We start from the raw sequence: 12,788 nt of genomic DNA on the forward strand, positions 1-12,788 counted from the left end.
TCCTCCTTGATGAAAGTTGTCCACATGTGGACAACTAATAAATGCCCGTGGCTTTCTAACGTATTACATTAGCATAGATGGACGAAAACCGAAAGATAAAGAGATCTGTTTCCTGTGATTTTTTCATGAACAGATCGGAAAAGAACAAACAGCTTTTTTAGAAAATAACTTAGGAGTGCTACTTTTTATTTGATCCTCATCCAGCAGATCGATGAAATAGCGAATACAAGTTGACTTAAAGAAGGATCCTTTTACACACCGCTTGGGGCCTGGCTCTACTACTATTACTGCTCTCTATCTTTTATTAATTTATTTTCCAATAAAAAACGACCTGCCCGGAGGCAAGTCGTTTGTTCTTTATCACTTTAACGGTTCGATGACGAGGTAACGGTTCGGATCTTTTCCTTCCGAATACGTTTCAATGTCCAATCGTCTCGATAACGCTTGATGGATTACTTTGCGTTCATAGGAAGGCATCGGTTCAAATTGAACCCTGCCGCCTGTGCGAATCGCTTTATCCGCCATGCGGTCTGCCAGCTGTTCAAGTGTTTCTTGGCGGCGTTCGCGGTAATTTTCTGCATCCAATTCTACAATTAGAAATTGGTTGGAGTATTTATTCGCTACAAGCTGCGCCAATTGTTGAAGGGAATTCAGGGTTTGCCCGCGTTTGCCGATCAACATGGCCACTTTTTCACTTTCTAAATGAAAACTTACGGTTTTGCCTTTTTGGCGATGCGTAATTTTCAAATCATCAATTTTCATGCCTTTGGCAATCGTTTGAATATAATCGCTTGTTTCACGAATCGCCAATTCTTTCAAATCGGCTTTAGATTCTTCTGCGGATTCTGGCTGAATGGCTTCTTTAACCGGCTCTGGTGCTGTCGGTTGTACGATTTCTTCTACTGCCGGTTCCGGAGCGTTTACTGTGACTTCTACTTCCGCCTGTTTAGCGCCAAAGCCCAAAAAACCTTTTTTTTCTGTTTGGATCACCTGAATGGATACTTGTTCTCGTGTAACTTGGAGTTTTTCTAATGCTGCAGATATCGCGTTTTCAACAGTTGGACCCGTCTGCGTAATCTGTTTCACTTTTTAGCCCCTCCTGCTTTCGGTTTAACAGTACTTCCTGTTTTTGCTTTAGGGTTTCCTGTTTTCAATTTTACAGGTTGCTGCACTTCTTTTTTCTCCCACGGGCGGTAAATGACTATGTTTTGAATGAGCGAGATGATGTTCCCAACTACCCAGTAAAGCGTTAACGCTGAAGGAAGAACAACACCAAATCCAATGATCATCACCGGCATAAAGTACATCATGATCTTCATTTGCGGATTGTCCATCGCCGGTCCTGTACGCAATACGATAAATTGCATAAGTCCTGCGATGATCGCTAGTATAATGCTTGGTTCAGCAAGCGGGAAAATCAGAAACGAGCCAAGATTGATTTCCGGCGTGTTGTTCATCCGGCTAATGGCGTGGTAAAAACCAATTAAAACCGGCATTTGAATGATAACCGGCAAACAGCCTGCCATTGGATTGACGCCTTTTTCTTGGAATAGCGCCATCATTTCTTTTTGGTATTTCTGCTGCGTTACTGCATCTTTTGATTTGTACTTTTCTTTTAATTCTTTAAGCGCTGGCTGTGCTTCTTGCATTCTCTTTGAACTTTGCGTCTGTTTGATCATTAGCGGCAGCAATACTAAACGGATGATGATTGTTACAGCAATGATCGCAAACCCATATGTTCCAAGAAGTCCCTTAAAGTACGTAATCGCCGATACGAGCGGCCAAACGATGAATTCGTTCCAGAATCCTTCACTAGAACCGCTGATCGGCTGATCAAATTCAGTACATCCCGCTAGCAGCAATGTCACAGCTACTAAGGAAATGAGCATTAATAATCGCTTATTCAACCTTCTTCCCCCAAACTTCTTTTTCAGTTACTTCTATACTAACATTCTCTTGTGATGGCTTGCTACTTCTTTGGCAAAGCACGCGCAATTTTCAAAACGTGCTCCAAACTTTTCTTGCTTTCATGAAAATCTAATGTGGCCGCCTGTTGCCGGGCGATGATAACGTAATCCGCATTCGGCAGCAAATCTTCTCCCAGTTCCAAAAAGGTTTGCCGTATATACCGTTTGATGCGGTTGCGAGTAACTGCGTTTCCAACTTTTTTGCTGACGGACAATCCAATCCGAAAATTCGGCTGATCGTTTTTCAAGACATAAACGATAAACTGGCGATTTGCGAAAGATTTCCCTTTTTTAAATACCGTTTGAAATTCTTTGTTCTTTTTGATCCGTTGGCTTTTGTTCATTTCTTCACCTGCTTATTGTGGTTCTTTGCCAGTAAAATCCGGCTGAAAAGAAAAAAAAGACCACTGATGCGGTCAGTGGACTTAAGCTGATAATACTTTTCTTCCTTTACGGCGGCGTGCTGCAAGAACTCTACGTCCGTTCTTAGTGCTCATACGTGCTCTGAAGCCGTGTACTTTGCTGTGTTTACGTTTATTTGGTTGGTATGTGCGCAATGTCATATATGACACCTCCTGAATATATGAGAGTTAACTATTTTCTTAAAGACAGTCTCGACTATTATATAGGGGAGTTTCATCAATTGTCAATATCTTATTGTTCATTGCATGTTTTATTCCTTTCTTCCGCTCGCTTTACTTATCCACACCCTCTCCCAAAAACCGCCTATTAAGCTGTGCAGCTTTTTTTCGCAATAAAAAATTATCCACACCCCTTATCGACAGCTTTTTCACATAAGAACCCCCTGTGGACAGTCCAAAAGTGCATAACGCCTGCAATGTGGATAAGTTTAAGAACTGCTTGTAATGTCTCATGTTTTTTGTTAACATTAACTTGTTTTCACTTGTGTATAATTTTATCCCCAAATAACTTATCCACAAATTGTGCATAAGGTGTGGACAGTTATTCAACTGTCTGTTCGCAAATGTTATCCACAAGCTGTGGTTTTGTGTATGATATACTTAAAAAATATTTACATAATAAAGGAGAAGAGCTATTGGAACACTTAGACGAACTTTGGTCAAGTGTCTTAGCCGAAGTTGAAACCAAAATCTCCAAGCCAAGTTTTGAAACATGGTTAAAATCAACAAAACTCTTATCATACAAAGGCGATACAGTGACAATTTCAGCTCCTAATTCATTTGCACGTGATTGGTTGGAAAACCATTACGTGCATTTAATTACTGGAATTCTTTCCGATTCGACCGGTGATGATCTACGGATAAAGTTTGTTGTGCCCAAAGATCAAGATATGGACGATTTTCAACTTCCAGCGCCCCGCATCAAACCCGGACAAGATGAACATCAGGAGTTTTTGCCCGGCATGCTAAACCCGAAATACACGTTTGATACGTTTGTTATCGGATCCGGCAACCGGTTTGCCCATGCTGCTTCGCTCGCTGTAGCCGAAGCGCCGGCAAAAGCATACAATCCGTTGTTTATCTATGGAGGGGTAGGATTAGGCAAGACACATTTAATGCACGCAATCGGACATTACGTCCTTGAACACAATCCGGATGCTAAAGTGGTTTACTTATCATCTGAAAAATTCACCAACGAATTCATCAACTCCATCCGCGACAACCAAACCGTTGATTTTCGCAATAAATACCGCAGCGTCGACATTCTGTTGATCGATGACATTCAATTTTTAGCTGGAAAAGAGCAAACGCAAGAAGAATTTTTCCATACGTTTAATACATTGCATGAAGAATCCAAACAAATTATTATTTCCAGTGACCGGCCGCCAAAAGAAATTCCCACACTTGAAGATCGCTTGCGCTCACGCTTTGAATGGGGTTTGATCACGGATATTACACCGCCTGATTTGGAAACACGAATCGCCATTTTGCGTAAAAAAGCGAAAGCGGACGGCCTCGACATCCCAAATGATGTCATGACGTACATTGCCAATTCCATCGATTCAAATATCCGGGAATTGGAAGGCGCTTTGATCCGCGTTGTCGCGTATTCTTCCTTGATTAACCGTGATATGAGTGCAGAACTTGCAGCTGAGGCATTAAAAGACATCATGCCGAATTCCAAACCGAAAGTCGTCACAATTTTGGACATACAGAACGCTGTTGGAGAACAATTCAACGTTAAATTAGAGGATTTTAAAACAAAACGCCGGACAAAAGACATTGCCTATCCACGACAAGTGGCGATGTATTTGTCGCGCGAAATGACGGATTTTTCTTTACCGAAAATCGGAGAAGAATTTGGGGGGCGTGATCACACGACGGTCATCCATGCCCATGAAAAAATTTCTAAAATGCTAAAAGACAATCAGCAGCTTCAGCAAGACGTTAAAGACATTAAAAGTGCGCTCGGCAAGTCCTAATCACCTGTGGATAAGCCTTGATTTTTCCAACTAGCTTATACACAATCTATCTACATGTGGATAACCCGCTGTAATTCACTAATTTAGGGTTATCCACATATTCACAGCCCCTATTACTACTATTACTTTAAAAGCATTAAATAAAATATATATATAAGCGAGGTCCGAGAATGAAATTCGAGATAAAACGTGAACGGTTAGTCGAAGGTTTAAATGATGTAATGAAAGCAGTCAGTTCAAAAACAACAATTCCGATTTTAACGGGCATTAAAATGGACGTGTCTGCAGAAGGAATGCGGTTGACAGGAAGCGATTCTGACATCACGATCCAAACGTTTATTCCAGCAGAAGAAGACGGGGAACAAATTATCGGTGTTGCCCAAAGCGGAAGCATCGTTCTTCAAGCGAAAGTTTTTGGAGAAATTATTCGTAAATTGCCGACAAATGAAGTAGAAATCGAAATTACAGGGAATTTCCAAACGCATATCCGTTCAGGAAAATCAGAATTCCATTTGATTGGCTTGGATGCCATGGATTATCCACAATTGCCGGATATTCAAGATGATCGTTTGTTTACCATCCCAGCTGATTTATTGAAAACAATCATTCGGGAAACGGTATTTGCAGTTTCAAGTTCAGAAACACGCCCAGTATTGACTGGTGTCCATTGGGAAGTAAAAGATGGGGAATTGGTGTGCGTTGCTACTGACAGCCATCGATTGGCTCGCCGCAAGACCACTTTGGAAACTTTGCCAGAAGGGGAATACAGCGTGGTTATTCCTGGCAAAAGCTTGACTGAACTCAACAAAATTTTAGATGACAATTCTGACGCTGTGGAAATCGTTATGACGAACCAGCAAGTTTTGTTCAAATCGAAGCATATTTTGTTCTTCTCACGTTTATTGGAAGGAAACTATCCGGATACATCCCGTTTGATTCCTTCTGAACACAAAACGACAGTCACAGTAAATGGCCGTTCGCTTCTTCAAGCGATCGACCGTGCTTCTTTACTTGCTCGTGAAGAACGCAACAACGTTGTCCGTCTCTCAGCAACAGCAGGCAGTGATGTGGAAGTTTCTTCAAATTCTCCAGAAGTCGGAAAAGTAGAAGAGCAGCTTCAAGCGCAAAGCATTGAAGGCGAAGAGTTAAAAATTTCATTTAGTGCTAAATTTATGATGGATGCCTTAAAAGCGATCGACGGACAAGATGTTGTTATTCAATTTACAGGTGCCATGCGTCCGTTCATTTTGAAATCCGCTTTGGATGATTCTATTCTGCAATTGATTCTTCCTGTCCGGACATATTAAAACGAAACAACACCCTCAGGATAGCCATATAGGCTATCCTTTTTACTTTTTAGCCCAAATAGAGTAAAATAAAGGGATAGACTACAAATTGAAGGATGAGTGCATTTTGAGAGAAATCGGGATTGAGACAGAATTTATTACCCTTGGCCAGTTATTGAAAATGACCGATACAATTAGTTCGGGTGGAATGGCAAAATGGTTTTTGAGTGAACACGAAGTTTTTGTGAATGGAGAATTAGAAGCTAGAAGAGGCCGCAAACTGCGTCCTGAAGATGTCGTCAGCATTCCTGAAGTCGGTGAATTTGTGATCGTTGTCGCCGAAGGCATGAGTTTCGATGCGGATTGACCGCCTTGAACTGACGAATTACCGGAACTACGAAACGCTCGATTTGTCTTTTTCTCCTGAAATCAACGTATTCATTGGCGAAAACGCACAAGGCAAAACCAATATCATGGAATCGCTTTACGTTTTATCCATGGCCAAGTCCCACCGAGCCAGCAATGATAAAGAATTGATACGTTGGGATGCCGATTATGGTAAAATTAAAGCTGATGTTTACCGCAAGTACGGGAAATTGCCTTTAGAAATAACGCTCTCCAAAAAAGGCAAAAGTGCTAAAGTCAATCATTTGGAACAACGCCGGCTCAGCGACTATATCGGCCAATTAAATGTGGTGATGTTTGCACCGGAAGATTTAAATCTGGTCAAAGGCAGCCCGCAAGTACGCCGGCGATTTATCGACATGGAAATTGGGCAAATTTCGCCTGTTTACTTACATGATTTATTGACCTATCAGAAATTGTTGAAGCAGCGCAACCATTTGTTAAAACAAAATTACGGCAAACAAGCCATCAATGACGTCATGTTTGACGTTTATACCGAGCAATTTGTAGAAGCTGCGGTAAAAATCATCCAAAAGCGTTATCAATTTATGGATCTTCTGCAAAAGTGGGCTGAACCTATCCACCATGGCATCTCCCGAGGGCTGGAACAACTTCAAATCCGCTATCAACCCATCAGCGGGTTAAAGCCTGAGTGGACGTCAGAAGAAATGGCGTCTTTCTTAATGCAAAAATTGGCTGAAGTACGGAAACGGGAATTAGAGCGGGGTTTGACACTTGTCGGGCCTCACCGGGACGAACTCCAATTTTGGGTTAATGGTTACGATGTTCAGACTTACGGCTCACAAGGGCAGCAACGGACAACTGCCTTGTCGTTAAAATTAGCGGAAATCGAATTGATCAAACAAGAAGTGGGCGAAGCGCCGGTCCTTCTATTGGATGATGTGTTATCCGAGTTGGATGATTACCGGCAATCGCATTTGCTGAATACGATAAAAGGATCGGTTCAAACTTTTGTTACGACCACAAGCGTGGAAGGCATACAGCATGAAACGATTCAAAGCGCACGCCTGTTTGAAGTTTCTCAAGGCACCGTCAAGGAGTGATGGCTTCTGTATGTGCAGATTGGAAAAGCACAAACCATCCGAATAACTGAAATCATTGCCGTCATTGATTGGAAAAATGAGGTGCCGGCCGCTTTTTTGCGGCCTTTGGTGCCTGAAAAAGATATTAAATCGTATATTGTAACTGATGATTTTGTTTATGGATCTCCTTACCGGGCGCAAGCCATTATAAAAAAGATAAAAGAACGAAGGTTATAAAAGCACAAGAAACAGAAATGTTGTAAGGAAGAGTAGGTGAACGGAATGGCTATGGAAGAAAAAGATCTTCAATCATCATATGATGCCAATCAGATTCAGGTTCTTGAAGGATTGGAAGCAGTCCGCAAAAGACCGGGAATGTATATTGGTTCTACAGGTTCAAGAGGACTTCACCATTTAGTATGGGAAATTGTCGATAACAGTATCGATGAAGCACTTGCCGGTTATTGCGATGAAATCAAGGTGACGATTGAACAAGGCGATTGGATTCGTGTAGAAGACAACGGACGCGGCATCCCAGTTGGAATACAGGAAAAAATGGGGCGTCCAGCGGTAGAAGTCATTATGACAGTATTGCACGCCGGCGGTAAATTTGGCGGCGGCGGATATAAAGTATCTGGTGGACTTCACGGCGTGGGCGCTTCAGTAGTGAATGCCTTGTCAGAAGTCACGGAAGTTTACGTTAACCTCGATCAAAAAAGACATTATATTAAATTCGAGCGCGGAGCCGTGGCAGAAGAATTGCATGTGATTGGAGAATCCGAACACACAGGAACTACGATTCGATTCAAAGCCGATGCTGAAATTTTCCAAGAAACCACTGTTTACGAATACGATATTCTTGCACACCGGCTGCGGGAACTTGCTTATTTGAACCGCGGTTTGAAAATTATCGTCAAAGACGAACGCGAAGGCAAAGAAAAAGATAACGTCTATCATTACGAAGGCGGAATCAAATCTTATGTCGAGCATTTAAATAAATCCAAAGATCCGCTTCACGAAGAGCCAATTTTTGTCGAGTCTGAAAAAGAAGGCATCTCGGTAGAAGTCGCGATGCAATATAACGGCGGTTATGCGGCAAATATCTTTTCATTTGCCAACAACATCAATACACACGAAGGTGGAACGCATGAATCTGGGTTTAAAACAGCTTTGACGCGTGTCATCAACGATTATGGCCGCAAAAATGGCATGTTGAAAGACCAAGAGGCGAATTTGACGGGCGACGATGTGCGTGAAGGGTTAACAGCCATCATTTCCATTAAGCACCCAGACCCTCAATTTGAAGGCCAAACGAAAACTAAGCTTGGAAACACAGAAGTCAGCACGATCGTTAACAATCTGTTTTCCGCTGGATTTGAACGTTTCCTTCTTGAAAACCCATCCGTTTCACGGAAAATCGTTGATAAAGGCATCATGGCTTCTCATGCACGGATGGCTGCGAAAAAAGCCCGCGAATTTACTCGCCGCAAATCGGTGCTCGAAGTATCAAGTTTGCCAGGAAAATTGGCAGATTGTTCTTCTCGGGACCCGAAAATCAGCGAGATTTACATTGTAGAGGGAGACTCTGCAGGCGGTTCAGCCAAATCTGGCCGCGATCGCCATTTCCAAGCGATTTTGCCTCTTCGCGGAAAAATCCTCAATGTGGAAAAAGCGCGTTTGGATAAAATTCTTTCCAACGCGGAAATCCGGGCCATTATCACTGCTCTAGGCACGGGGATTGGCGAAGAATTTACATTAGAAAAAGCACGCTACCATAAAGTGGTTATCATGACCGATGCCGATGTTGACGGAGCGCACATTCGTACGCTGTTGTTGACGTTCTTCTTCCGGTATATGCGGCCATTGATTGAAGCTGGCTATATTTACATCGCACAGCCGCCATTATTCCAGATCAAACAAGGCAAGCACGTGGAATATGTTTATACCGACGCTCAATTAAAAGAGGCGATGGGCAAACTTTCAAGCAATCCGAAACCGAACATTCAGCGCTATAAAGGTCTTGGCGAGATGAATGCTACGCAATTATGGGACACTACGATGGATCCAGATGTCAGAACGTTATTGCAAGTTACCCTTGAAGACGCGATGACAGCAGATGAAACATTCCATATGCTTATGGGCGACGATGTAGAACCACGCCGCAACTTTATTGAAGAAAATGCACGTTATGTGAAAAACTTAGACGTATAAACACGTTAAGTTGAGAGGAGGCTGCGGATATGGCGGAACGGCCAAGCAGCGGAGTAGAAGAAATCAATATTAGTACGGAGATGCGCACGTCGTTTTTGGATTATGCCATGAGCGTAATCGTATCTCGTGCTTTACCGGATGTCCGGGACGGGTTGAAACCTGTTCATCGGCGCATCCTTTACGCAATGCATGATTTGGGAATCACTTCAGACAAAGCGTATAAAAAATCTGCCCGTATTGTTGGGGACGTTATTGGTAAATACCACCCTCACGGCGACAGTGCAGTTTATGAAACTATGGTCCGGATGGCGCAGGATTTCAGCTACCGCTATATGCTCGTAGACGGCCACGGGAATTTCGGTTCGGTTGATGGGGATGCAGCAGCTGCTATGCGTTATACCGAATCAAGAATGTCAAAAATTGCCATGGAAATGTTGCGTGATTTAAACAAAAATACGATCGATTACAAAGAAAATTACGATGGCCAAGAAAAAGAGCCGGTTGTTTTGCCGAGCCGCTATCCGAATTTATTGGTAAACGGCACTTCAGGCATTGCGGTTGGGATGGCAACAAACATTCCGCCACATCATTTAGGTGAAACCATTGATGCAGTCCTTGCACTAGCTGAGAACCCAGCGATTACAACAGAAGAGTTAATGGAATTCATTCCGGGACCGGATTTTCCAACTGGCGGGATCATTCTTGGCCGGAGCGGTATTCGCAGAGCCTATGAAACTGGAAAAGGATCGATCATGGTGCGTTCGGTCGCTGAGATTGAAACAAAACCAAATGGCAAAGAAGTTATTTTGGTCCACGAATTGCCTTATCAAGTCAACAAAGCGCGGTTGATTGAAAAAATTGCAGAACTTGTCCGCGATAAAAAAATTGATGGCATCACTGATTTGCGCGATGAATCCGACCGCAATGGCATGCGTATTGTCATTGAAGTGCGCAGAGATGCAAGCGCCAATGTCTTATTGAACAATTTATACAAACAAACAGCAATGCAAACAAGTTTTGGAATCAATATGTTGGCGCTTGTAGACGGCCATCCAAAAGTTCTTGGCTTGAAAGAAGTTCTCTACCATTACTTAGAACACCAAAAAGTAGTGATCCGCCGCCGTACACAATTTGATTTGACGAAAGCGGAAGACCGCGCACATATTTTAGAAGGTTTGCGTATTGCCCTCGACCATATTGATGCAATTATTGCATTGATTCGAGGTTCACAAACCACTGAAGAAGCACGCAACGGTTTAATGAGCAATTTCAATCTTACGGAACGCCAATCGCAAGCTATCTTGGACATGCGTCTTCAACGCTTAACGGGCCTCGAGCGCGATAAGATTGAAGAAGAATATCAAGGCTTAGTGAAACTAATCGATGAACTTCGTGAAATCTTGGCGAATGAATACCGCATTCTTGAAATTATTCGTGAAGAATTAACGGAAGTTAAAGAACGTTTCAGCGATGAGCGCAGAACGGAAATCACAACTGGCGGAACGGAAATGTTCGAGGATGAAGATCTAATTCCGAGAGAAGCTTCTGTATTGACATTGACTCATAACGGCTACGTCAAACGGATGCCTGCCAATACTTTCCGCAGCCAAAACCGCGGCGGCCGTGGTGTTCAAGGAATGGGCACGAACGAAGATGATTTCGTTGAACACTTGCTTTACACGTCTACACATGACACGATTTTGTTTTTTACAAACAAAGGGAAAGTTTACCGCAAGAAAGGCTATCACATTCCGGAATACGGACGGACAGCAAAAGGCTTGCCATTGGTAAACTTGCTTGAAGTGGATAAAGAAGAAAAAGTGACAGCGGTTATTCGCGTTGAAGAATTTAAAGAAGATGCATTCTTCTTCTTTACGACACGTGAAGGCGTCAGCAAACGTACGCCGTTGGCAAGCTATGCAAATATCCGTCAAAACGGATTGATCGCCATCAGTTTACGTGAAGAAGATGAATTGATTTCAGTTAAGCTGACCGATGGCAAAAAAGAAATTGTCATCGGAACAAAAGATGGGGCATTGATTCGTTTCCCTGAAACCGATATCCGGGAAATGGGCCGAACAGCAAGCGGAGTCCGCGGCATTCGTTTGCGCGAGGGCGACAAAGTTGTCGGAATGGAAATTTTGGCACCGGAAGACAATGTGCTCGTCATCACTGAAAAAGGCTATGGAAAACAAACAAAAGAATCCGAATACCGGGTTCAATCAAGAGGCGGCATGGGAATTAAAACTTGCCAAATCACCGATAAGAACGGACCGCTTGTTGCAGTTCGTACTGTTAGCGGTACAGAAGACATCATGTTGATTACGGTAAATGGCATTTTGATTCGCATGGACGTAAACGACATCTCGACAACTGGCAGAAGCACGCAAGGTGTTCGCTTGATCAAGTTGGGTGAAGATGAAGTCGTTGCTACTGTTGCGAAAGTGAAAAAAGATATTGAACTTCCAGATGAAGCTGAAGAAGTTGACGAAGAGCTAGAAGATGCGTTGATTGAAGAAAGCGTGGAAGCCGATATTTACGAAGAAGATGAAATCGTGCCTGAAGAAGGCATTGATAATGTCGAGGCAGATCCTGAAGAGGACGAACAATAAAGAAGATTGCACCCGCTGAATCCTTCAGCGGGTTTTTCTTTTTCTTCCGAATGCCTGGCTAATTATGAAGGGGTTTTGCTTCATTGGATGTTTCTTCATTTGAGGCGTTAACTATAAAAGAATACAAAGGGCTGCAGTGGTTTCTTCCAAGTGAAGACCAAATCTTTAAGCATTCATTAATGTTAAGAAATATTTTAAAAGTATTGACTTCCTTAGTTATTCTTGTTATATTAATAAATGCCCTTAAAACGAATCAACAATAACTTTAAACAATATCAAAGGTTTTTGTTGACATAGAGTTCAGGGTGAGATATAGTTATAAAGTTGTCGCAAACGACAGCCTGAAATGATGAACCTTGAAAACTGAACAGCAAAACGTCAACAAAAATTATTGACGCATTCCGAACGCGGCAATAAAATTTCTGCGACGGTCGCCCTTGGGCGATCAGAGCAAAAAAACATACTGATCAGGTTTACCAGATCAAGCGATTCGCGCATCCTTCGGGATGGCGAGCGCCAGCATGAGCAATCAAGCTTCTATAATGGAGAGTTTGATCCTGGCTCAGGACGAACGCTGGCGGCGTGCCTAATACATGCAAGTCGAGCGGAACTTGGGGAGCTTGCTCCCCGAGTTTAGCGGCGGACGGGTGAGTAACACGTGGGCAACCTGCCCTGCAGATCGGGATAACTCCGGGAAACCGGTGCTAATACCGAATAGTTTCAGATCCCTCCTGGGATTTGACGGAAAGACGGTTTCGGCTGTCACTGCAGGATGGGCCCGCGGCGCATTAGCTAGTTGGTGGGGTAACGGCCCACCAAGGCGACGATGCGTAGCCGACCTGAGAGGGTGATCGGCCACA

General features: G+C 43.1%; 11 protein-coding genes and 1 rRNA gene. 8 read left to right on the forward strand and 4 right to left on the reverse strand.

The features are described 5' to 3' along the window. Positions 1 to 360: 360 nt before the first annotated feature. The 4 genes from jag to rpmH form a co-directional block, all read right to left on the reverse strand. The gene (gene jag, locus ACRRQV_RS11150; RefSeq protein ID WP_432530740.1) at positions 361 to 1,086 is read right to left on the reverse strand and encodes an RNA-binding cell elongation regulator Jag/EloR; all 726 of its coding nucleotides are present in this window, start codon (positions 1,084 to 1,086) and stop codon (positions 361 to 363) included. Beyond that, entirely contained in the window at positions 1,083 to 1,907 is an 825-nt protein-coding gene (yidC, locus tag ACRRQV_RS11155) for a membrane protein insertase YidC (protein WP_432530742.1), read from the reverse strand. The genes jag and yidC overlap by 4 nt, the downstream gene beginning before the upstream one ends. A gap of 62 nt (positions 1,908 to 1,969) precedes the next feature. Continuing rightward, on the reverse strand, positions 1,970 to 2,311 hold the full coding sequence (gene rnpA / locus ACRRQV_RS11160) for a ribonuclease P protein component (protein ID WP_432530744.1): 342 nt from the start codon (positions 2,309 to 2,311) through the stop codon (positions 1,970 to 1,972). 81 nt (positions 2,312 to 2,392) lie between these two features. Beyond that, a complete protein-coding gene (rpmH, locus tag ACRRQV_RS11165) occupies positions 2,393 to 2,530 on the reverse strand; it encodes a 50S ribosomal protein L34 (RefSeq protein WP_106533324.1) in 138 nt (45 codons plus the stop codon). A 494-nt stretch (positions 2,531 to 3,024) separates the two neighbouring features. Between rpmH and dnaA the strand changes: the two genes are divergently transcribed. The 8 genes from dnaA to ACRRQV_RS11205 form a co-directional block, all read left to right on the forward strand. Then, positions 3,025 to 4,371 (forward strand): chromosomal replication initiator protein DnaA, encoded by a 1,347-nt coding sequence (gene dnaA / locus ACRRQV_RS11170; RefSeq protein WP_432530747.1) that lies wholly within the window; start codon positions 3,025 to 3,027, stop codon positions 4,369 to 4,371. Between the two features lie 170 nt (positions 4,372 to 4,541). Beyond that, positions 4,542 to 5,678 carry a DNA polymerase III subunit beta gene (dnaN, locus tag ACRRQV_RS11175; protein ID WP_432530749.1) on the forward strand — a complete coding sequence of 379 codons (1,137 nt, stop codon included), beginning with the start codon at positions 4,542 to 4,544 and terminating at the stop codon, positions 5,676 to 5,678. A 106-nt stretch (positions 5,679 to 5,784) separates the two neighbouring features. After that, a complete protein-coding gene (gene yaaA, locus ACRRQV_RS11180) occupies positions 5,785 to 6,024 on the forward strand; it encodes a S4 domain-containing protein YaaA (protein WP_432530751.1) in 240 nt (79 codons plus the stop codon). Further along, positions 6,014 to 7,126, forward strand: a complete 1,113-nt coding sequence (gene recF, locus ACRRQV_RS11185; RefSeq protein WP_432530753.1) for a DNA replication/repair protein RecF — start codon at positions 6,014 to 6,016, stop codon at positions 7,124 to 7,126. The genes yaaA and recF overlap by 11 nt, the downstream gene beginning before the upstream one ends. Before the next feature lie 12 nt (positions 7,127 to 7,138). Further along, positions 7,139 to 7,342 carry a hypothetical protein gene (locus ACRRQV_RS11190; RefSeq protein ID WP_432530755.1) on the forward strand — a complete coding sequence of 68 codons (204 nt, stop codon included), beginning with the start codon at positions 7,139 to 7,141 and terminating at the stop codon, positions 7,340 to 7,342. Positions 7,343 to 7,387: 45 nt separating this feature from the next. After that, positions 7,388 to 9,316, forward strand: coding sequence for a DNA topoisomerase (ATP-hydrolyzing) subunit B (gene gyrB / locus ACRRQV_RS11195; protein ID WP_432530757.1), 1,929 nt, complete (start codon positions 7,388 to 7,390; stop codon positions 9,314 to 9,316). Positions 9,317 to 9,345: 29 nt separating this feature from the next. Further along, on the forward strand, positions 9,346 to 11,928 hold the full coding sequence (gene gyrA, locus ACRRQV_RS11200; protein WP_432530759.1) for a DNA gyrase subunit A: 2,583 nt from the start codon (positions 9,346 to 9,348) through the stop codon (positions 11,926 to 11,928). Positions 11,929 to 12,467: 539 nt separating this feature from the next. Beyond that, positions 12,468 to 12,788, forward strand: a 16S ribosomal RNA gene (locus ACRRQV_RS11205); the annotation flags it as partial.

Source organism: Planococcus sp. YIM B11945, from assembly GCF_050864155.1.
GTDB lineage: Bacteria > Bacillota > Bacilli > Bacillales_A > Planococcaceae > Planococcus.

Coding starts and splice junctions, on each gene's coding strand:
- rnpA (WP_432530744.1), bottom strand. CDS start 2,311: ATGAACAAAAGCCAACGGATCAAAAAGAACAAAGAATTTCAAACGGTA.
- rpmH (WP_106533324.1), bottom strand. CDS start 2,530: ATGACATTGCGCACATACCAACCAAATAAACGTAAACACAGCAAAGTA.
- dnaN (WP_432530749.1), top strand. CDS start 4,542: ATGAAATTCGAGATAAAACGTGAACGGTTAGTCGAAGGTTTAAATGAT.
- recF (WP_432530753.1), top strand. CDS start 6,014: ATGCGGATTGACCGCCTTGAACTGACGAATTACCGGAACTACGAAACG.
- gyrB (WP_432530757.1), top strand. CDS start 7,388: ATGGCTATGGAAGAAAAAGATCTTCAATCATCATATGATGCCAATCAG.
- gyrA (WP_432530759.1), top strand. CDS start 9,346: ATGGCGGAACGGCCAAGCAGCGGAGTAGAAGAAATCAATATTAGTACG.